12 protein-coding genes are annotated in these 21,164 nt (G+C 62.8%); 6 read left to right on the forward strand and 6 right to left on the reverse strand.

Translation table 11 applies throughout. The features are described 5' to 3' along the window. The first annotated feature begins 144 nt into the window (after positions 1 to 144). The gene (gene mce, locus F0P96_RS18330; protein ID WP_151080424.1) at positions 145 to 570 is read left to right on the forward strand and encodes a methylmalonyl-CoA epimerase; all 426 of its coding nucleotides are present in this window, start codon (positions 145 to 147) and stop codon (positions 568 to 570) included. Between the two features lie 86 nt (positions 571 to 656). On the opposite strand, the gene F0P96_RS18335 is transcribed toward mce, so the two are convergent. After that, on the reverse strand, positions 657 to 4,913 hold the full coding sequence (locus F0P96_RS18335; RefSeq protein WP_151080425.1) for a beta strand repeat-containing protein: 4,257 nt from the start codon (positions 4,911 to 4,913) through the stop codon (positions 657 to 659). A 174-nt stretch (positions 4,914 to 5,087) separates the two neighbouring features. Here F0P96_RS18335 and F0P96_RS18340 point away from each other — a divergent pair, with 174 nt between their 5' ends. After that, positions 5,088 to 5,663: an L-threonylcarbamoyladenylate synthase gene (locus F0P96_RS18340; RefSeq protein WP_151080426.1), complete on the forward strand. Its 576-nt coding sequence runs from the start codon at positions 5,088 to 5,090 to the stop codon at positions 5,661 to 5,663. An 80-nt stretch (positions 5,664 to 5,743) separates the two neighbouring features. Continuing rightward, entirely contained in the window at positions 5,744 to 7,177 is a 1,434-nt protein-coding gene (locus tag F0P96_RS18345) for a CCA tRNA nucleotidyltransferase (RefSeq protein ID WP_151080427.1), read from the forward strand. Positions 7,178 to 7,474: 297 nt separating this feature from the next. On the opposite strand, the gene F0P96_RS18350 is transcribed toward F0P96_RS18345, so the two are convergent. Both F0P96_RS18350 and F0P96_RS18355 read right to left on the reverse strand, forming a co-directional pair. After that, the gene (locus F0P96_RS18350) at positions 7,475 to 10,102 is read right to left on the reverse strand and encodes a PspC domain-containing protein (protein WP_151080428.1); all 2,628 of its coding nucleotides are present in this window, start codon (positions 10,100 to 10,102) and stop codon (positions 7,475 to 7,477) included. Positions 10,103 to 10,156: 54 nt separating this feature from the next. Continuing rightward, on the reverse strand, positions 10,157 to 10,510 hold the full coding sequence (locus F0P96_RS18355) for a PadR family transcriptional regulator (RefSeq protein ID WP_151080429.1): 354 nt from the start codon (positions 10,508 to 10,510) through the stop codon (positions 10,157 to 10,159). A gap of 395 nt (positions 10,511 to 10,905) precedes the next feature. Between F0P96_RS18355 and F0P96_RS18360 the strand changes: the two genes are divergently transcribed. The 3 genes from F0P96_RS18360 to F0P96_RS18370 all read left to right on the forward strand — a co-directional run bounded on the left by F0P96_RS18360 (position 10,906) and on the right by F0P96_RS18370 (position 18,761). Beyond that, the gene (locus tag F0P96_RS18360) at positions 10,906 to 12,021 is read left to right on the forward strand and encodes a putative type IX sorting system protein PorV2 (protein ID WP_235917521.1); all 1,116 of its coding nucleotides are present in this window, start codon (positions 10,906 to 10,908) and stop codon (positions 12,019 to 12,021) included. A gap of 91 nt (positions 12,022 to 12,112) precedes the next feature. Continuing rightward, positions 12,113 to 17,293, forward strand: coding sequence for a putative type IX secretion system sortase PorU2 (gene porU2 / locus F0P96_RS18365; RefSeq protein ID WP_151080430.1), 5,181 nt, complete (start codon positions 12,113 to 12,115; stop codon positions 17,291 to 17,293). Between the two features lie 184 nt (positions 17,294 to 17,477). After that, a complete protein-coding gene (locus tag F0P96_RS18370) occupies positions 17,478 to 18,761 on the forward strand; it encodes an acyltransferase family protein (protein ID WP_151080431.1) in 1,284 nt (427 codons plus the stop codon). A gap of 139 nt (positions 18,762 to 18,900) precedes the next feature. Here the strand turns inward: F0P96_RS18370 and F0P96_RS18375 are convergent, their stop codons facing one another. From F0P96_RS18375 to F0P96_RS18385, 3 genes are all read right to left on the reverse strand, one after another. Then, positions 18,901 to 19,386: a dihydrofolate reductase gene (locus tag F0P96_RS18375; RefSeq protein WP_151080432.1), complete on the reverse strand. Its 486-nt coding sequence runs from the start codon at positions 19,384 to 19,386 to the stop codon at positions 18,901 to 18,903. A gap of 11 nt (positions 19,387 to 19,397) precedes the next feature. After that, the gene (fmt, locus tag F0P96_RS18380; protein WP_151080433.1) at positions 19,398 to 20,354 is read right to left on the reverse strand and encodes a methionyl-tRNA formyltransferase; all 957 of its coding nucleotides are present in this window, start codon (positions 20,352 to 20,354) and stop codon (positions 19,398 to 19,400) included. A 204-nt stretch (positions 20,355 to 20,558) separates the two neighbouring features. Beyond that, complete coding sequence (locus F0P96_RS18385) at positions 20,559 to 21,119, reverse strand: helix-turn-helix domain-containing protein (protein ID WP_151080434.1); 561 nt, start codon at positions 21,117 to 21,119, stop codon at positions 20,559 to 20,561. Positions 21,120 to 21,164 lie beyond the last annotated feature (45 nt).

The raw sequence follows: 21,164 nt of genomic DNA on the forward strand, positions 1-21,164 counted from the left end.
GAACGTCAGCGTAAAGGTAGCTAGCGGAGAATGATTCGCCCTTAGAACAGCGAGAATCCGTCGGAGGTTTACTTTTGCTGCACAAAAGTAGACACAATCTAAACAACGTTGGTGCAGGAGCCCCAGCGACTTTTTCCACCGCGCATGTTTACCAACCTCGAACACCTCGGCCTGGCCGTGCAGGACCTCGAAGAGGCTACCAAGCTCTACACCATCTTGCTGGGCATGGAGCCTTACAAGCGCGAAAGCGTAGCCAGCGAGGGGGTCGATACGGTGTTTTTCAAAGTGGGCGGCTCGAAGATTGAGCTGCTCGGTGGCACTACCCCCGACAGCGCCATTACCAAGTTCGTGGCCAAGAAAGGGGAGGGCATCCACCACGTCGCGTTCGAAGTAGCCGACATACGGGCCACCATGGCGCGGCTGCGGGAACAGGGCTTCACGCTGCTCAACGAAGAGCCCAAGCGCGGCGCCGATAACAAACTGGTGTGTTTCGTGCACCCGAAGAGTGCCCACGGCGTGCTGGTGGAACTGTGTCAGGAAATGTCGTCGCCGGATTTGGACGTGGAGTAAGCTCCGCAAGGATTCCTGTTCGTCAGCAGGCAATAAAAAAGGGCCGAACAAACGTTCGGCCCTTTTTTGATGGAATGCGGAGTGGCTTAGTCAAGCACTACCTGACGGGTAATCAGCTCCTGCCCAACTTGCAGGCGGAGCGTGTATACACCGCGGCTCAGGCCGGTGGTCGAAAGCTTCTGCTCCGCAGCGCCGTTCACCAACGTCAGACCCTGGGTGCGTACCACCTGGCCCAGCGCATTGATGAGGACGGCGTTGCCGCTGCGGGCCGAGCCTGCACCGCTGATGCGTACCGAAACCGAGCCCGAGTTGGTGGGGTTGGGGAACACGTCGACCGAGCCGACGGCCAGCTCGTGGCGAGCGGCCAGCACGGCCGAGCTGATGGTGAAGGCGCCCTGGGTGTCGGCGTTGCCGAAGCCCGAGACGGCCACGTAGTAGGTCGTGCCCGCCGTCAGGCCGGCGAAGGAGACCGTGCCCACCGACTGGTTGGTGGCCGCGGCGCGGCAGCCCACCTGCTGGAAGCCGGTCGAGCACGTGGCGGCCGTGTAGAGGCGCACCATGCCCGTGGCCGCGCCCGTCAGCGTCAGGCTCAGGCCCGTGGCGCCGGCCGGCACCGTCACCGTGTACCACACGTCGCGCGGCGCGTTGGCCGGCGAGCAGGCCGGCAGCTGCGCCGGGATGCCGCCCACCGTCGTGGCCGTGGCCCCGGCGTTGTTGCTCTGCACCACCGACCCGAGGGCCAGCGCAGGCGCGCCACAAGGATCATCGTTCAGTGCCGGTGCGGCGCTGGTGCGGAAGCAGAAGGGACCGGCAGCAGCACTGGTGCTGGCCGAACCCGGGGCGCATACCTGCTTCACGTAGAAGCAGTAGTTGGTGTTGGCTGCAAGGTTCGAAATGGTCGTCGTGGTGCCCGTCAGGCCCGACACCACGGTGCCGGTACCTTGGGTGAAGCCCGAAATACCGTATTCGATACTGAAGGTTACCGTTGAGCCGCTGGTACCAGCCCACTCAAGCAGTGCCGACGAGCTGGTGATGCCCGTAGCGCCCAAAGCCGTGGGCACGGGGCAAGCGCCGGTCGAAATAGTTATCGGACCAGCATTGCCCGACTTGGAAGTTGGGCTGCACACTTGCCGAACGTAAGCCTGGTAGGTTACGCCCTGGATCAGACCGGTGATGGTAGTGGAGGTGCCGGTAACCGGAATGGTGGTGCCGGTGCCCAGCGTGAAGCCCGACGGGCCGTACTCTACTTCGTAGGTACCCGTGCCAGCCGAAGCCCAGCTGATTTGAGCCGACGAACCGCTGATGGTGCCCAGTGCAAGGTTGGTGGGCGACAAGCAACCCGAAGTGGTTTCGAGGCGCACGTTGTCGATGCCGATATCGGTGCTGCCGAAATCGGCGCGTCCGCGGAAACGAATGACGGCTGTAGCCGACGTGGTGATGATGTTTACCGCTTGGCTCTGGAAAGCTTGCGCAACCGTACCGCTTACGCCCAGGCGCAACAGGGCCGGGCCAAAGGTGGCGCCGCCGTCGGTGGAGAGGTGAACCGTCACCGAGTCGGTGCCCGACGTGTTGATGTAGTCGAAGGTGAGGCGCTTGGGGCCGGCCGCGCTCAGGTTGGCGTACAGGTCGAGGGTACCAACGGTACCGCTGGTGCCGTAGGAGCCGTGGAAACGGGCCGAGTGCGCGCTGCCGGTAGCGCCGGTGGGCGTGTAAGCTCCAAACGTGGGGCTGGTCCAGCCAGCCGAAGCACCGTCGTCGTCGCGGCGCCAAGAGGCGTCTACATCGGTCGGCGACGGGGTGTTGCGCCAGCTCAGGCTGGGCAGGTCGCGGGTAGCGCAGCCGTCGACCCAGTTGCTTTCAAACGTCTCGGTAACCGGCAGGGTCGCGTAGGTAGGCCCGTTGAGCGCCACGGTTACAGCTGCCGAAGTAGCCGATTGGCCCGAGCAGGTCAGGATAGCGCGGAAGTACGTGGTGGCCGTCAGTACGGGCGTGGTGTAGGTGGAGCTGGTGGCGCCGGTGATGTTGGTGTAGGTGGTGCCGTTGCTCGACTGCTGCCACTGGTACGTCAGGCCCGTGCCGAACGACGCGCCTTGCAGGCCCACGGTTACGGAAGTAGGCGTGCAGAAGCTGGTGTTGCTGGCCGTGGCCGTGCCGGCGGTGGGCGGCGCGGTGCACGGAGCAGCCGGTGCAATCGTGATGATGTAATCTTCGGCCTCACCCGAGCCAAACGAGGTGCACGCGTCGCCCGCGCCGTTGGGGTTAAGGGCCGAACGCGAACGAATGCGCAAGCCGGTTTGGCCCGTCGACGCACCGGCCGGTACCGTAATGGCTACCGTAGCGGGTTGGTTGGCGGTGGAGGAGGTGGTTACCTGCGTCCACTCCGAAGCTTCGAACGTGCCGTTCTGGTTGTAGTCGACCCACACCGAAATGATGGCCGACGCGGCCGTCGTTACGCTCAGCTGGTAGGTAGAACCGGGCGAAAGGGTGCCCGTGGTGCTGCCCGAAGCCGGGTACGAAGTGTAGCTGCTGCCGTTGGACGAGTTACAGGTGGTGCTGGCGTTGTTGAGCGAGGTGTTGGCAATGGTTACCCGGGTAATGTCGGCCGTGCCGCACCAGTCGCCCAGGTTGGTATTGCAGTAAGCAAACGTGCCGCTGGTCGTAAACTGGTTAACCGTGCAGCCGGTGGCCACCCCGTTGGCGTTACGGGGCACAATCTGGTAGTAGTAGGTGGTGTTGGCAGCCAGCGCGGTAGGCGTGTAGGTAGTGCCCACTTGGTTGGCCGATACCAGCGGCGGCGTGGCCGTGGTGCCGAAGTACACATCGTAGCCAGAGGGGAAACCGCCGCCGCTAGCCCACGAGATGGTAACCGGGCGGGGCAGGCCGGTGGCGTTGTTGGCCGGCGACAGGTTGGTCACGCAGCTGGGCACCGTGGTGTTCAGGCCAATCTGCACATTGTCTACCCCTACGTCGGTGGTGCTGAAGTCGGAGCGGGCACGCAGGCGGATAACGGCCGTGGCTGAAGTGGTAGCGGGCAAGGTAACCGTGCGGTTGGTCCAGGTCGCAGCCGTGGTCACGCGCAACAGGGCCGGGCCAAACGTTACGCCGCCATCGGTGGAGAGGTGCACCGTGAGGGTGTCCGAACCGGAGGTGTTGATGTGGTCGAACGTCAGCACTTTGGCGCCAGGGGTGCTCAGGTTGACGTACAGATCGAGGAAGCCGATGGTACCCGTGCTTGCGTTGTAGGTGTGGAAACGGGCCGAGTGGGCACTGCCCGCGGCACCGGCCGGGGTATAAGCCCCCAGCGTCGGGCTGAGCCAGCCAGCCGAAGTGCCGTCGTCGTCGCGGCGCCAGGAGGCGTCCGCGTCGGTCGGCGAGGGGGTGCCGCGCCAGCTGTTGTTGGGCGCGTCGCGGGTGGCGCAAGCGTTAATCCAAGCGCTTTCAAACGTTTCATTGACGGGCAGGGTCGCGTAGGTAGGCGCAGAGCGCGTTACGGTCACGGCCGCGGAAGTAGCCGATTGGCCCGAGCAGGTCAGGACCGCACGGAAGTACGTGGTGGCCGACAACGCCGGGGTGGTGTAGGTGGAGCTGGTGGCGCCGGTGATGTTGGTGTAGGTGGTGCCGTTGCTCGACTGCTGCCACTGGTACGTCAGGCCCGTGCCGAACGACGCGCCTTGCAGGCCAAGGATAACGGCCGTTGGAGCACAAATGCTGGTAACACTAGCCGTGGCCGTGCCGGCCGTGGGCGGCGCGGTGCACGGCGCCGCCGGTGCGATGTTGACTACATAGTCTTCGGTTTCACCCGAGCCCATGGAAGTGCAGGCATCGGTAGCGGCATTGGGGTTGCCTGCCGAGCGGGAACGAATGCGCATCCGCGTGAGGCCGGTGGTAGCTGCGGCGGGCACCGTAACAGCTACTGTAGCGGGTTGGTTGGCGGTAGAAGAGGTGGTTACCTGCGTCCACTCCGAAGCTTCGAACGTGCCGTTCTGGTTGGCGTCGAGCCACACCGAAATGATGGCCGACGCGGCTGTCGTTACGCTCAGCTGGTAGGTAACGCCCGGCGACAACGTGGCCGTGGTGCTGCCCGTGGCCGGGTACAGCGTGTACCCACTGCCGCCGGTGGAGGTACAGGTGGTGCCGGCGTTGTTGAGCGAGGTGTTGGCAATGGCAACGGTGGTAATGTCGGCCGTGCCGCACCAGTCGCCCAGGTTGGTATTGCAGTAGGTAGTAGGCTGGGCTACTGCCGTTCCCGCTGCGAGCAACAGCAGGGCTGTCAGCCAGCCCCGCCAGCGCGGCGGGGATGTTAGTGCGGACCCAGAAGGAGAAACGCGTAAAGTGTGGGGCATACTGTAAGGGCTGTGTGGGTGGAAAAAAGGTAAAAGATCTTGGTTGAGTGCTTTATTGTTCCTTAAAGAAAAGCACTTGCAAGCGGATGGCAAAAGTTGAGGTTAATATCTTACTAATTATTCTGGCTGAAGCCGTATACTCCAGCCGTTGGCCTTTTTTTGTTCGTCCATTTCATGAAACACTTCCAGCAAGAAGTTGAAGCCGCCGTCGAAGCCCTGCTCCTGCAGCAGGTAATTCTGTACCCCACCGATACCGTGTGGGGACTGGGTTGCGACGCGGAGTCGCCGCGGGCGGTAGAGCGGATCTACCAACTCAAGCAGCGCCCGGCCAGCAAATCGTGCATTGTGCTGGTGGCCGACGAAGCCATGTTTGCCCGCTACGCTGCCGCCGTGCCCGCCAACCTGAGCGAGCTGCTGGCCGCTCAACAGCGCCCCACCACCTACGTAGTGCCCGCCAGCCGCTACGTAGCGGCCAACCTGCTGGCTGAGGACGGTACCGTGGGCCTGCGCATTGTGCGCGACGACGAGTTCTGCTTTAAAGTCCTGCGCCGTTTCGGGCACGGGCTGGTTTCCACGTCGGCCAACGTCAGCGGGCAGCCCACGCCCGGTATTTATAAGGAGATAGAGCCGGTCATTGTGCGCGGTGCCGACCACGTGGTGGGCCTGCGCCAAGACGACGAAACGCGCGCCGCGCCCTCGCGGGTGGTGCGTGTGCTGCCCAACGGCCAGCTGGAGGTGCTGCGCGATTAGCGCCGGGCTACATGGCGCTGCGCTGCAACATACGCGCCCGTTCGCGCTACCTTTGCGGGCTCAACCACCTGCCTGCCCGCATGAACCTGCCGCCCACGCTGCCCGATTTGCCGTTGTTTCGCACCATTGCCGATGCCGCCGCCGAGTTGAACTACCCGGCCTACGTCATCGGTGGTTACGTGCGCGACCTGGTGCTGGGTCGCCCGAGCAAGGACGTGGACGTGGTATGCGTGGGCGACGGAATTCGGCTGGCGCAAGCCGTGGGGCAGAAACTGCCGAATCGGCCGCGCGTGACGGTGTTCAAGAACTTCGGCACCGCCATGCTGCCTACGCCGGAGATTGAGCTGGAGTTTGTGGGAGCCCGGAAGGAGAGCTACCGCGCTGAAAGCCGCAAGCCGGAGGTAGAGGCCGGCACGCTGGAAGAAGACCTAGCCCGCCGTGACTTTACCATCAATGCCTTAGGCATCAGCCTGAACGCGCCGGATTTTGGTGCGCTGGTCGACCGCTACGACGGTATTGGCGACTTGGAGCGCAAAACCATTCGCACCCCGCTCGACCCCGATATTACCTTCTCCGACGACCCGCTGCGCATGATGCGGGCCGTGCGCTTTGCCACGCAGCTGAACTTCGACATCGACCCCGACACGTTCGATGCCATCAGCCGCAACAAGGAGCGCATCAAGATTGTGTCGCAGGAGCGCATTACCGACGAGCTGAACAAGATCATCATGGCGCCAAAGCCGAGCTACGGCTTCAAGCTGCTGTTCAGCGCGGGGCTGCTGCCGCTCATCTTTCCCAAGATGGCTCAGCTGCAGGGCGTGGAAAAACGCGGGCAGCACGCGCACAAGGATAATTTCTACCACACCCTGCAGGTGCTCGACAACGTGGTAGCGGCCGGCGGCGACCTGTGGCTGCGCTGGGCGGCCATTCTGCACGACATTGCCAAGCCCGCCACCAAGCGCTTCGACCCCAAAGTGGGCTGGACCTTTCACGGCCACGAAGACCGCGGCGCCCGGTGGACCCCGCAAATCTTCACCGAGCTGAAACTGCCCCTGGGCGAAGAAATGCGCATGGTGCAGAAGCTGGTGAAGCTGCACCTGCGGCCCATTGCTTTGGTCAAGGAAACCGTTACCGATTCGGCCGTGCGCCGCCTGCTCTTCGAAGCCGGCGACGACATCGACCGCCTGATGCTGCTCTGCCGCGCCGACATTACCAGCAAAGACCACCAGCGCGTGGCGCGTTACCTCACCAATTTCGGACGGGTGGAAGAGAAGCTGAAAGAGGTGGAAGAGAAGGACCACCTGCGCAACTTCAAGCCCGTCATTACCGGCGAGGTTATTATGCAGACGTTCGGCCTGTCGCCCTCCCGCACCGTGGGCGAGCTGAAAGAGGCATTGCTGGAAGCCATTCTCGACGGGAAAGTGCGCAACGAATACGAGGAAGCCTTTGGCCTATTGCTCGAGCTGGGTCGCCGCAAGGGTTTGGTGCCGCAGGCGGCCTCGGGCGTGGCATAACACTGAAAGCCAGGCGCGGCTTTGAAAAGCAGCTGCCCCAACACAAGGAAGGCGCACCCACTGGGTGCGCCTTCTTTTATGCAAACAACCTTTTTAGTATGCCGGAGTTCGGGAAAGCGGCTGGCGGCTTGTTGCAGCTCGGCCGGACAGCCCACTTTCCCGGGGTCAACCATTCACTCACCAAGTGACCCAAAACTCGTGGTACTGCATCATAGATGCGTTCCTGTAGACGGCAGTTGCTTGCTGGAAAATAGAAATTATTTAGGCCAAACGGGGGCTTAAGCCGGAATATATTTCCTATTCGGCCTCCACGCGGCGCACATGGCCGGCGCCCGAGTCATCGGCCCGTACGGAGGTGGGGTTGCCGCTGTAGCGAACCTCGCTGGCACCCGATACCTCGGCGTCGAGCTTCTGCTTTACGTTCAGGCGGGCTTTGCTCACGCCGGTCAGGTCCACGTTGGCCGTTTCCACGGGGAAGTCGGCGGCTTGTACCTGGCAAGCGCCCGAGCCTTCGAGGCGCAGCGTGTTGGCCTGGCCTTCGAGGCGGCTGTGGCAGGCGCCCGAAAGGTCCATGATCAGGGCCTGACAGGTACCGTCAAACTGCAGGTGGCTGGCGCCCGACTGCTCTACGCGCAGGTCGTCGAGATTGGTAAAGCCCTCGACTTTGGCCCGCACGGCGCCCGACAGGTCAACCGCGGTCAGGGTAGGCATTTCCACTTCGATGAGGACCCGGTCGGTGTCGCTGTTTTTCCAGTTGCCGAAGAAGGCCCGGCGGCGGGACCGAATCAGCAGGTCGTCGCCGGAGCGGCGCACTTCCAGGTCTTTCAGGGCGCGTTCGTTGCCGGCGGCCCGCACGCTGTACTGGGCTCCGTAGCGCACCACCACCCGGTAGGCCCCCGATACGCCGATGCGGTCGAAATCCTGCTCGGTGAACGTGCGGCGCTCGGAGCCGTACTCCTCCGCCGAAGTGCTGAAATCCACGTTGTCGTCTTCGTCGCCGAGGGAAATGTGTACCCGTTCGCCGTTCACGTTCACGTCAAAATCCCCTTCCGAGTCTTCGTCGCCGTCGGTGCGGGCCTCCATTTCGTCGGGCGTGCAGTCGGTGCAGGCCAGCTGGTTGCCCACGAGGCGGTACAGGTGCTTCTCGGGGTTGTCGGGGCGCCGGTTGTTGTAAAAGTTGTCCTCGTCGAGGAAGTAGGCAAAATCGTTGGTGAGGCGGTACTGCTTGTCGCGGGGCAGGCGCAGCGTCAGGTCCAGGCCTTGGCCGCGGAAGATGGCGCCGGGCTTATAGCGGAACTGGTCGTCGAGCACCACGCTGGAGTCGCGGACCGACGCCCCGTACTGCATGGTGGTGCGGGCGGTGGCAGCGGCGGCGGCCTCGGTGGCACCGTGGGCCGAGTATTCCTCGCTCAGGCGGATGGCCGAACCGCTATCGGTGGCCGCAAGGGTAATGCCCGGGCGCAGGTCCCAGTCAGAGCCTAGTTCGTGGGTGCGCAGCAGCACGGTGGAGTAGTTTACCGGGCCCAAGGTGCGCTCCGCAGAGTAGGTGCCTTCTTCCTGGAAGTCGTGGCTGATACGCACGCCGCCCATTACCGAACCCACCACACCCAGCAGCCACAGCCCCAGCAACGAGAGGCCTACGGTGCGGCTCACAATCGAGCGGCGCGTCACCAGCCCAATGCCGAGCAGCAGCATCAGCAGTACCGGAATGCCCGCGGCCAGGAAGCCGCTTACAATCATCCACCAGGGCACCCCGGCCAGCACGGTGTAGGCCGGTGCATCGCCCAGCATCACGGTGTTCGATTCGGGAATCAGGCCCAGGGCCACGCCGGCCAGTACGGCCAGCCCCACCAGTAGTGAGAAACCGATGACGATGAGCAGCGCGGCGGCAAACCAGCGGATGAGGCTGCCAATCACGTTCACCAGAGGCCGCAGGTTGCGGGCCAGCTCTTCCAGAAACGTGCCTACCGGGCGGTTGGCCGTGGCCGTGCCGGGGTAGCCGGCTTCAAACGCGTTGTTGCGGGCCGTTTCATCGAGCGACGACAGCGTCATGGCGTCGCCGCGCATCCGCATTTTGTCGCCCACCGTCTTGGCCTCGGGCACCAGAATCCAGAGCACGATGTAGAGCGGAATGGCGAAGCCCCCGGCAAAGACGAATACGATGAACAGAATGCGCACCAGCACCACATCGAGGTGGAAGTAGGCGGCCAGACCGGCCGATACCCCGCCGATTTTACCGTTGTCGGTGTCGCGGAACAGCTTCTTGAAGGTCGGGTCCTGGTCCGATTCCGGAGCGCCGTCGTAGCGCTTGGGCAGCGCAATCCACAGGATAACGTAGGTCAGGAAGGTCCAACCGGCGAAGTGCTCCTGCAGGTGGTCGGCGCCGATGTTGTCAAACAAAATCGGCAGCGCAATCAGGCCGATCAGGAAAATCAGGCGCACCCACAGGGCTTCGATGCCGAAGTAGCGGGCCAGCCCGGCGCACACCCCCGCAATTTTGCGGTTGGCCATGTCGCGGTACAGACGGCGCGGCTCCGCGTCGGGGGCCGTGGTGGCATTGGCCTGGTAGCCCGAGCCAGCGGCCTGGGCGGCCGGACCAGCGCCTACGGGGCGGCCGTAGTTGTTCACGTCGGCTACATCCTCGTCATCATCGAGGCTGCCGTCTTGCTGAAACTCCTGCACGCGGCCCATTTTGGCCACCATGGCGTCCACGTCTTCGAGCGTGATGACCTGCTTGGTGGAGGAGAGGCGAGCGGCAAACAGCTCGGCAATGCGGCTCTCGATGTCGGCTACGATTTCTTCGTGTCCGCGGTACGTATTGAAGTGCGCTTTCACGTCCTGCAAGTACCGTTGGAGTACCTCGTAACCGTCTTCTTCGATGTGGAAGATGAGGCCCTGCAGGTTGATGCTGATATTCTTTTTCATCGCAATGCTGCAACTAGAAGTGGCGGTGAGTCAAGTTGAATGCTCCGGCAGGCGCTACAGGCCGTCGGGGGCCGGGCGGCCGGGGTTGGTGCGGATGATGCGGATCGAGTCCTCAATCTCCTCCCACGTCAGGCGCAGCTCGTGCAGGAATTCCTGCCCAATGCCCGTGAGCGTGTAGTACTTGCGGGGCGGGCCGCTCGACGACTCTTTCCAGGTGTAATCGAGCAGGCCGGCATTCTTGAGGCGGGTCAGCAGCGGGTAGAGCGTGCCGTCGACCACGAGCATGCGGGCGGCGGTGAGTTCTTCCAGCATGTCGGAGGCATAGACCTCGCCCCGCGCAATGATTTCCAGGATGCAGAACTCCAGAATGCCCTTCCGCATCTGCACTTGGGTGTTTTCGACTTTCATTGGCTTCGGCGGTAGTCGGTGAAGAATGGTACAAATATAAAGGCAGGTACTTTGCAACGCAAGGTACTGTTTCAAAATAAGTACTGGTATTGCTGCTTATATTGTTTATAGTGTTGATTTACAGAACAATAATTTTATCGACAAATGCAGATATTATCGTCTCGTCCCGAGGAAGGCCAACGATAACCGATGAAACCTGGGTCTTTGCCCACCGGTTTTGACTCGAAATGGCAGATAACCCCGTTGTCAGGTGAGGCCTACACGCGGGCAGGCGCAGCGGAGCTGGGGCGTGGAGCCCAGTTTAAGTGCGCGGTAGCTCCTCGGTGTCGCACTATAAATAAATAACTTGCGTTGTGGAGCCGTCTTTACCTGTTGGTTCCTTTTTCACCTCGTATATGCCACACCTTTTCCCGCGTCGTTTTGCTATGCCGTTGGCCGTGTCCCTGCTGGGCACGGTGGGCGCTGCGCAGGCCCAAACCACCGATAAAACCGACACCACGCCCAAGTACGTCAACGAATTCCTCTACATCGGCGTGGGCGGGCGGGCCCTGGCCTTGGGCAACACGCAGGTGAGCCTGGCCCAGGATGCCACGGCCGGTTACTGGAACCCCGCCGGCCTGTTGCGTCAAAAGGCGAAGTACGATGCCGTGGTGATGCACTCGGAGCTGTTTTCGGGCATCGTGAAAAACGACTATGCGGCCTTTGCCATGCCCCTCGACGAGCGAAGCGCCATTGGCGTATCGGCCGTGCGGGTAGGGGTCGACGATATTGCCGATACCCGCAGCCTCGTGGACCCCTACACCGGCTACATCGACTACAGCAAAGTCACCCGCTTTTCGGTGGCCGACTACGGCCTGCTGCTGTCGTATGCCCGCAAGCTCGAAGCCGTCGAAGGCCTGCAGGTGGGCGCCAGCGCCAAGGTCATTTACCGCAACGTGGGCTCGTTTGCCAATGCCTGGGGCTTTGGCGTCGATGCCGGCGTGCAGTACCAGCGCAACAACTGGCAATTGGGCCTGATGGCCCGCGACATTACCACCACCTTCAACTCGTGGTCGGTCAACTCCAAGGAATTCGTAGCCACCACCGACCCCGATGACAAGACGCCCAAGAACAGCACCGAGGTGTCGTTGCCGCGCTTTGTGCTGGGCGTGGGCCGCTACGTGCAGCTGCCCGGCCAGTTTTCGGCCCTGGCGGCCGTCGATCTGGAAATGACCACCGACGGCCGCCGCAACGCACCCGTTTCCACCGGCCTCATCAGCATTGCACCCCACGGCGGGCTGGAACTTGGCTACCGCAACGTGGTGTTTCTGCGCGGCGGCGTGACCAATGCGCAGCAAGTGAAAGCCTTCGACGGCAACGAGAAATGGCGGGTGCAGCCCACCATGGGCGTGGGCGTGGCCACCAACGGTCTGCGCCTCGACCTGGCCCTGACCAAGCTGGCCGTGGAGTCGCTGGGGCAGAGTGCCCAGGCCAATTCCATTATCGTTTCGCTCGGCTACGGCTTCAACTAATCCGCGTATAACCGGCAGCGGCTTGCGCAGTACGCATTTATAGGCACTGCGCAAGCCGCTGCCGGTCCATCACTACTACTCGCTTCGCTACATGAAACAAGTATACCATCGATTACGGCTGGGCCTGGCCGCGCTTGTCGGCGCTGTAGGCCTAACGATGAGCGCGCTGCCCATGGTAGCCCAGTCGGGGCCGTACGGCAACGAGTGGATTAATTACAGCCAGCAGTACGCCAAGATTCCGGTTCTGAAAGACGGCATCTACCGTCTCGACTACCAATACCTGCAGCAGGCGGGTGTGCCGGCCGGTCTCAACCCGGCCCGGCTGCAGCTGTTTCGGCGCGGGCGCGAAGTGGCCATTCACCTCGGCGGCAATACCGCCAGCGTGGACGCCACCAGCTACGTGGAGTTCTACGGCCAGCGCAACGACGGCCAGCTGGACCGGGAAATGTACAAGGACCCGAACCTGCACGTAAACAAGATTCTGAGTCAGTACACCGATACGGCCGCCTACTTCCTGACGTGGAACACGGCCACCTCGGGCAACAAGCGCATGGCAACGGTCAACCAGACGTTGCCCAACGTGCCCACCCAGCCGTACCGGCTGGCCACGCGCACCATCATGTTTCCCTATGCCGGCCAAACCAATGGCGGTAACCAGAGCGGTGGCGACGGAGGGGGCGACCCGAATGCCGAATCCTTTTACCCGTGGTTTGATCGGGGCGAAGGATTTGCATCACCGTTACGAGGCTATGTTAACAGTGCGGAAACAAGTCCGGGTGTGGCCTTTGTGGTTGATTCGCTGGTGAACGTGGAGCCCAATGGGGCGGTGCCGCGAATCAGTATTATGGTTCACGGCCTGTCGTACATGCAGCACAACGTGAAGCTGCAGGTGCGGCAGCCGAACGGCACGATCAGGCAACTGGGCAACGTCGTGACCATTGATACGCACGAAGGGCGAATCTTCAACCTGCCGCTGGAAAGAAACGACATTTCGGCCGACGGCAAGGTGCAGGTGCTGGTGACTACGGCCCCGGTATTTCCGCTGCCCACCAACGACCTGCTCACGGTTGGCTTCATCCGGGTAACCTATGCTCAAACGATGCAGTGGGTGACCGGCTCGAGCAATGCCTTTCAAAACGACTCGACGCTTACTACCGCTGTTACTTCTTTTGAGCTGAATAATGCTCCTGCCCAAACAGTTGGCTACGACGTTACCAACCCGTTCGCAGTTAGCCGTTATCCGGGTCAGCCGGTAGCTGCGGGACGGCAATTGCTGGTATTCAGCACCACGGCCCTGCCTACTACCCACCGCTACCACGTAGCCGACGCGACTTTGCCACTTAAGCCCGCGGGGCCGCGCCGTGTGCGTTTCCGCAATATCTCGCCGGCGGCCCACAACTTCTTTATTATTACCAGTGAAGTGCTGATGAAGCCTGCCGGTAGCGTAGCTAACCCCGTGCGGGCTTATGCTACGTACCGGGCTTCGGCCGCTGGTGGCCGGTACGATACCCTAGTGGTGACCAGTCAACAGCTGTATGACCAGTTTCATTACGGCGAGAAATCGGCGTTGGGTATTCGGCACTTCGCCTTGTGGATGGTTGCCAACAACACCCGGCAGAAATACATGTTGCTGCTTGGCAAAGGCTTGGAAACGCATTCCCGAGCCCGAGACGCCGCCGGGGTGGAGTTCGTGTACCGCACCAACGCTGCGCGCAGCACCACACCCGATTTGGTACCGCCCAGCAGCCGCGCCACGTCCGATATCTTTTTCTCGGCCCGCTGGGACCAGAGCAACTACATTCCCCAGATTGCAACGGGCCGCGTTATGGCCCAAACGCCGCAGCAGGTAATCAACTACCTGGATAAACTGAAAGAGCACGAAACGCCGCTGGCTTCGCAGCAAGCATGGCGGAAAAACCTGCTGCACCTGTCGGGGGGCGAAACGACGGTGGAGCAGAGCGAGTTTTTGGGCTACGTAAACCAATACAAAGCCTACGCCGAGCGGCCGTGCTTTGCGGGCAAGGTGGTAAAGACGTATTCCCGCACCACCATCGGAACCTACACGTCGCTGCCGGTTACCATCGACATCAGCCCGGAACTGAACGCCGGCGTGGCCATGATTACGTACTTCGGCCACGGCTCCAACACCGCCTTCGACTTGAACTTGGGCGACCCCAACAGCTACAACAACGGCGGCAAATACCCCGTCATGTTCTACAACGGTTGTGCCGGTGGCCGCTCGTTTGTGCCGGGCCTGACCACGGCCGAGGAGTGGACCCTAGCCCAGGGCAAGGGCGCTATCGGCTTCTTAGCCAGCTCCGACTTTGGCTACGGGCCGCAGCTGCACAAATACAGCACCGAGCTCTACCGCACGCTCTTCAACGACCCCGCGTGGTACGGCAAACCCATTGCGGTGGTGCAGGCCGAGGTGGCGCGGCGCGTGCTGCAGTACTTCGGCAACAACGACCGGATTGCCATTATTTCGGCCATGTCGACCACCTGGCAGGGCGACCCGGCGCTGAAGCTCTACTCGCCCGAAAAGCCCGACCTGGCCATTACGGCCGGCAACATCAGTGTGGAGCCTATTGCGCCGGCCACCGGCACAGTACTGGCTACCACGGCCAATTTCAACCTCCGCGTGCCGCTGCAGCAAACCGGCAGCGCCTGCTACGGCGACTCGCTCTACGTGCGCGTGACCCGCAACTTCGGTAAGCCCGGCGTGGCCGACGAGGTAACGCTGTTTCCGATGCTGGCACCGCAGCGCGACACCGTGCTGCTGCTGACGCTGCGCAACCTGGATGCCACCAAGGTGTTCGGCCAGAACTCCTTCCGCATCGACGTGGACCCGGCCAACAAAATCGACGAGCTGTCGGAAACCAACAACTCGGCCACCATTAACTACACTTTCCTGCAGGGCGGCGTTACGCTGCTCGCGCCCAATAACTTCAGCATCGTCGGCAAAACCGATGTGCGGCTGGTGGCCCAGAGCAACCTCGCCCAAACTCAGGCCCGCATCTACCAGTTTGAGCTGGACACGGCTTCCACGTTCACCACGCCGCTCATGCAGCGGCAGGTGTCGGCCACGGACGTAGCCGAGTGGCGGCCGGGCTTGCCCACGCCCACGGCGGGGCGCGACTCGGTGGTGTACTACTGGCGCGTGCGCTTTGATCCGGCCACGGTGCAGCCCAACGAAAACGGCAACTGGGTAACCAGCTCGTTCCGCCTGATTCGCAACAGCCAGGGCGGCTGGTCGCAGAGCCATTACGGGCAGTTTGCCAGCGCCACCAAAACGGGCATTGTGCAGAATGCGCCTTCGGGCAAGTGGGAGTTTCCCGAGCAGCAGCGCAGCTTGTTGCTGCGCACCATAGGGGGCGGGGCCGGCACCACGGCTACTTTCCAAACGGCTACGCACGGCATCATTTCCAACAACACGCCGGTGAGTGCGCTCTGCGGCGTGACGGCGCCCAACCTGCTGGTGGCGGTGTTCAACCCCACCACGCTGGAAGGCCAAAGCAGCCTGCCCGGCGGCAACTTCCAAACTTGCGGCCAGGGCACCGACACGTATTTCTTCTTCAGCGGTACGGGCAACGACAACATCAACGCCGCCGCCCGGCAGGCCCAACTAACTACGCTGCTCCAGAACGTGCCGGCCGGATACTACGTGGCCATCGTAAGTGCCAACCGGGTCGCGTTCAGCACCCTATCGGCCGCCCTGAAAGCGGAGCTGACGGCGCTGGGCTCCCAGAAAATCGGTACGCTGCAAGACGGCGACCCATACGTGCTGCTGGCCCAGAAAGGCAACCCGGCCGCCGCCCAGGAACGCACCGCCGACCCGGCGTCGAGCACCCCGCGCAACGCGCAGGATGTGGCGCTGACGCAGGCGTTGCGGGTGCGCGGCGTGGCTGGCACCATAATCAGCCCGCGCATCGGGCCGGCCCAGCAGTGGCAGACGCTCTACCACACCGTGAAGCTGCCCGACGCCACCGACCACTACCGCCTGCAGCTCATCGGCTACGACAAAACGACCAACGCGCCCACGGTGCTCGACCCCAACGTGACCAGCCGCGCCCTGCCGCTGAACGTGTCGGCCACGCAGTACCCGTACCTCGCCCTGCAGGTGATGGTGTGGGACTCGGTAAACCGCACCGCGCCGCAGCTCAAGCAGTGGCTGATTACCTACAAGGGAGTGCCCGAAGGCGTGGTGCGCCGCGACAAAGCCCAGCCCAACGACTACGCCCCGGCGCAGCTCAGCGCACAAGTGGCCAGCACTGGCCTGCTCACGTTCCCGGTATACTTCGAGAACGTGTCGACCGAAGACTTCCCCGACAAGGTGACGGCCCGCGCCTCGGTGCAGATGGCCGACAACAGCACCATCGCGCCGGTGGAGCTGGTATCGGCCCGGGCCCTGAAGTCGGACTCGACGGTGATGTACCGCTTCAGCCTCGACGTGCGCCGCCTGAAGGGCGACGGCCGCGTGCGGGTGGAAGTCAACCCCGGCTTGCTGCCCGAGCAGTTCTATTTCAACAACGAACTGAACCTGACCTTCACCGCGCCCAACATCAACCTGCCGCCCACCGTCGACGTGGCCTTCGACGGCACGCGCATTCTGAACGGGGACATCGTGTCGCCGAACCCGGAAATTCTGGTGGACGTGAAGTACGAGGACAAGCGCAACCCGCTCGACGACCCCAACAAGATTGAGCTGTACCTGACCCGTCCCGGCCAGGCGCCCGAAAAAGTGCTCATGACCGGTGGCAACATCTCGTTCGCGGTCGATAAGGACGCCGGCCGCGCCAAGGTGCTCTACCGGCCCGGTTCCCTCGAAAATGGGGTGTACAAGCTGGAAGCGCAGGCTACCGACATGGCCGGCAACGCCGCGGCCGGGCAGCGCTACGCTGTCACGTTCACCGTCGTGAAGGAGTCGACCATCAGCAACTTCTATCCCTACCCGAACCCCATTACCAGCAAGGCGCGCTTCGTGTTCACGCTGACGGGCTCGGAGCTGCCGCGCAACCTGAAAATCCAGATCATGACGCTGACCGGCAAAGTGGTGCGCGAAATCATGCAGAGTGAGCTGGGGCCGTTGCGCATCGGCAACAACATCACCGAGTTTGCCTGGAACGGCACCGACGAATACGGCGACCGGCTGGCCAACGGCACCTACCTCTACCGGGTGCTGCTCGACGACCCCGACGGTACGTTCAAGCAGCGCAACACCGCTGCCGACTGGTCTTTCAAGAAAAACTGGGGCAAGCTGGTGCTGCTGCGCTAACTCGCTACTCCCAACCACGGCCAACGGGGCCACGGCACGCCGCCGTGGCCCCGTTGTTTTTCGGCCGCGGCTGGTCCACATCCGGTCCGGTTCCGGCCCGGTTAGTCCAGCGGGTTTGCTGCTACCTTTGCCGGGCTGGTACCCGCGGTTTACGTGGCTGGCTCATCTGAAAACGACTCTTCTCATGCCGTTGCGCGCCGCGCCTGTTCCTGCTGCTCCCCCGACCGCGCCCGAAGCCTTAGCGGCATCGGCGGCTCCCGTTACCAGCGCGCCGGTACGGCACCTGCGTTACCTCGACGGCCTGCGCGGGCTTGTGGCGCTGTCCATTATGCTCCGCCACAACCTGCCGGCGTTTTATCCCGCCCTCATCACCGGCGACCCGGCCGTGCGGCACATTGCGCGCTTCCCCAACCTGGAAATGGCCTTTGCCGGGACGCCGCTCGACTTGGTACACGGTAACAGCGTGGGCTTCTGCGTGTTTTTTGTGCTGAGCGGCTTTGTGCTGAGCGAAGCGTATTTCAACAAGCCCACCCTCCAGACCTTGCAAGCCAAAGCCGCCACCCGCTACCAGCGCCTGATGCTGCCGGTGTTCGTGTCGGCTTTGATGGGTTACCTATGCATGCGCCTGGGCTTGTTTTTCAACCACGAGTTGGCCGCCGTGAGCGGGGCCGCGTGGTACAACAAGGCCTGGCCCACGGTGCCGGGAATAGCCACGCTGCTCAAGGACCTGGCGGTGGATTTGCCGCTGGCCGGCGAAACGGCCTACAACCCCGTGCTTTGGATGTTTCACCTGGAGCTGAAAGGGTCGTTCCTGGTGTTTGTGCTGCTGGCATTCTTTGCCAACTTCCGCCACCGCGGCTTGGTCTACGGCGTGGCGGCGTTGCTGCTCGTCCTCGGGCCCTTCGATTCGCTGCTGGCGTGCTTTGTGGTGGGCGTGGCCATCAACGATTTCCGCCACCACGGGCCGCGGCCGCAGTGGTGGTCGGCGCGGGCGCGGGGCTTGGTGGTAGTCGCCTTGCTGCTGGTGTTTCTGGTAGTGGCCACGTACCCGACCACGTACTTTGTGGGCATGACTACCTCGCCCTACCGCTACCTGCAGCTGCCGCGCCTCAGTCCCGACTACAACGAGCTGCTTTACCACTGCACCGCCGCCACATTGCTGTTGCTGGCGGTGCTGCTTTCGCCGCGCCTCCAACGGCTGCTGCAGGCCCGCTGGCTGCTATTTCTAGGCAGCATGTCCTTCGGCCTCTACCTGATGCACTTTCTGGTGCTGGGCTCGTTCTCGTCGCGGCTGTTTCTGGCGCTGCTGCCGCACCTGGGCTACCACCTCAGCTTTGCCGCCACTATGCTGGCCTCGGCGCCGCTGGTACTGTTGAGCGCCTACCTGTTCACGCGGTGGGTTATCCGGCCCAACAGTCGCTGGGCGCAACGGGTGTACGAGCGGTGGTTTAAGCCGATGAGCAGTTAACCAGCTACGTCATCCTGAGCGCAGCGAAGGACCTTGTCAGGATAGAGCGAGTTGAGACAACATCGTTCCAACGTGACAAGGTCCTTCGCTGCGCTCAGGATGACAGAAAATCGTGGTCCTTGCTTTTTTGACTAGCCCCTTAGTGCCGCCGCAGCGTCACAAAGCTGTAGGGGTAGGCGTGCTTTTCATCGGGTTCGTGCCGCTCGCGGTTTTCCTCGCGCCACTCGTCGGTGGTGAAGGGCGGCAACGCCGCGTCGCCTGGCACGGTGTGGTGCACTTCGGTCAGGTACACGGTGTCGGCGGCGGGCAGGGCCTGGCGGTAGATTTCGGCCCCGCCAATCACGAATACCTGCTCGTCGTACTGGCGGGCCAGCTCCAGGGCCCCCAGCACCGAGTGGGCTACCTCGCAGCCCTCAGCCTTCCAGTCGCTTTGGCGCGTCACCACAATGTTGCGGCGCCCCGGTAGCGGCCGGCCGATGCTTTCGTAGGTGCGCCGCCCCATCACGATGGGGTGGCCCATGGTTACCTGCTTGAACTGCTTCAAATCGTTGGGCAGGTGCCAGGGCAATTGGTTGTCGCGCCCAATCACGCCGTTTTCGGCCACTGCTACTACCAATGCTACCATGTTGCTGTTCGTTAACCGGGTTGGTTGAGAGCCGCCGTGTTGAAGCCGCGCAGAAATTCGCCCACCGGCATGCGCTTTTTGCCTTCGAGCTGCACGTCGAGCAGGTCCAGTTGGCCCTCGGCGGTTTGTACGCGCAAATACGTGCGGCTGTCGGTTAGCCACTGGCCCGCTGCGTGGTCAGCAGCCTTGTCAGCTACGGCCTGGGCGCGGAACACCTTCAGCGTGCGGCCGTCGGGCAGGGTGGCAAAGGCGGTGGGAATGGGCGAGAGGCCCCGCACCAGGTTGACCAATGCCGCGGCAGGCTGCGCGAAATCGAGGCGGCCGGTTTCCTTCTGAATCTTGGGGGCGCTGCGCAGCTCGGCCGAGGCCACCTGCGGAATGCTGGGCGCCGTGCCCGCCGCAATGGCCTGCACCGTGCGCAGGGCCAGAGCCGCGCCGGCCACCTTCAGCTTGCCGTAAAGCGTGCCGAAATCGTCCTCGTCGGCAATGGGCACCACGTCCTGGAAAATCAGGTTGCCGGTGTCGATTTCATGCTGCAAAAAGAACGACGTCACGCCCGTTTCCCGCTCCCCGTGAATGAGCGCCCAGTTGATGGGCGCCGCGCCCCGGTACTGCGGCAGCAGCGAGGCGTGCACGTTGATGGAGCCCCGCGGCGGCATGTTCCACACCGCCTCCGGCAGCATCCGAAACGCCACCACCACCTGCAAATCGGCCGCGTAGCCCCGCAGCTCATCCTGAAAATCGGGCGCCTTCAGGTTCGTGGGCTGCAGCACCGGCACGCCGTGGGCCACCGCCGCCTGCTTCACCGCCGACTCGCTCAGCTGCCGTCCGCGCCCGGCCGGCTTGTCGGCCGCCGTCACCACGGCCACCACCCGGCAGCCGGGCCAGCTAAGCAGCGCTTCCAGCGTGGGCACGGCAAACTCGGGCGTACCCATAAAAACGATGCGGAGCGGGGTGGTTTCGGACATAGCAAGGCGGAAAGGAGCGGGCAAAAGTAGAAAGCCAGCGGTTAGGCCGCTACATAACTGCTAAGAGCGTGTTGTGGATTTCAGGTTTGGGTCATGCTGAGCCTGTCGAAGCATCTCTACCGCCTTGCTAGATAGCATGCAACGAAGCGGTAAAGATGCTTCGACAGGCTCAGCATGACGTTTTCAGCAAAATCCAACCACGTTCTAAGCGGGCGGCAACTCAGCCAGGATTTCCGCCAGCACCTCGGCCTCCCGCTCAAGCCCGGCGATGCGGGCTTCCAGCAGCCGCTGCGGCCTCGTACCGCAGTCGTACTCCAGGCCGTCCTGCGCTTCGCCCTCAATCAGGGCCAGCCAGTTTTCCTCGCGGGCCGGGTTAGACACGGGTCCAGCCCAGGCCCGCAGGGCCGGCAGAACCTGTAAGCGGGCTTCGTAGTGAGCGGCCTTCGCACGCAAGTCCTGCAGCTCGAAGCCTAGACGCTTGATGTGGTAGCGGCAGTCGTCCAGTCGCCGCTGCAGCGGTTGGCGGTCTACCGGGGGCGCGGGTAGCGGTGGTGGAGCCGGGAGGGGCGTGGTGTCGGGTACACCGGGCGGCTGCATCACCAAGCCCATTGTGGCCAGGTTCAGGCGCGACTCCTGCAGCCATTTGCCTGGTGGCAGGTTACGACGGCCCGTTTCTACCTGCGCCAGCGTATTGCGGTTGATGCCCAGCCAAGAGGCCATAAGCTGCTGCGAGAGGCCTAGCTGTTTCCGAATAGAATCGGTCATGAAACAATTTTTTATGCAACAAAAGAAATTGTTGCATAAAAAATT

The sequence above is a fragment of the Hymenobacter busanensis genome, from assembly GCF_008727865.1.
GTDB classification, from domain to species: domain Bacteria; phylum Bacteroidota; class Bacteroidia; order Cytophagales; family Hymenobacteraceae; genus Solirubrum; species Solirubrum busanense.

Coding starts and splice junctions, on each gene's coding strand:
- mce (WP_151080424.1), top strand. CDS start 145: ATGTTTACCAACCTCGAACACCTCGGCCTGGCCGTGCAGGACCTCGAA.
- F0P96_RS18335 (WP_151080425.1), bottom strand. CDS start 4,913: ATGCCCCACACTTTACGCGTTTCTCCTTCTGGGTCCGCACTAACATCC.
- F0P96_RS18340 (WP_151080426.1), top strand. CDS start 5,088: ATGAAACACTTCCAGCAAGAAGTTGAAGCCGCCGTCGAAGCCCTGCTC.
- F0P96_RS18345 (WP_151080427.1), top strand. CDS start 5,744: ATGAACCTGCCGCCCACGCTGCCCGATTTGCCGTTGTTTCGCACCATT.
- F0P96_RS18350 (WP_151080428.1), bottom strand. CDS start 10,102: ATGAAAAAGAATATCAGCATCAACCTGCAGGGCCTCATCTTCCACATC.
- F0P96_RS18355 (WP_151080429.1), bottom strand. CDS start 10,510: ATGAAAGTCGAAAACACCCAAGTGCAGATGCGGAAGGGCATTCTGGAG.
- F0P96_RS18360 (WP_235917521.1), top strand. CDS start 10,906: ATGCCACACCTTTTCCCGCGTCGTTTTGCTATGCCGTTGGCCGTGTCC.
- porU2 (WP_151080430.1), top strand. CDS start 12,113: ATGAAACAAGTATACCATCGATTACGGCTGGGCCTGGCCGCGCTTGTC.
- F0P96_RS18370 (WP_151080431.1), top strand. CDS start 17,478: ATGCCGTTGCGCGCCGCGCCTGTTCCTGCTGCTCCCCCGACCGCGCCC.
- F0P96_RS18375 (WP_151080432.1), bottom strand. CDS start 19,386: ATGGTAGCATTGGTAGTAGCAGTGGCCGAAAACGGCGTGATTGGGCGC.
- fmt (WP_151080433.1), bottom strand. CDS start 20,354: ATGTCCGAAACCACCCCGCTCCGCATCGTTTTTATGGGTACGCCCGAG.
- F0P96_RS18385 (WP_151080434.1), bottom strand. CDS start 21,119: ATGACCGATTCTATTCGGAAACAGCTAGGCCTCTCGCAGCAGCTTATG.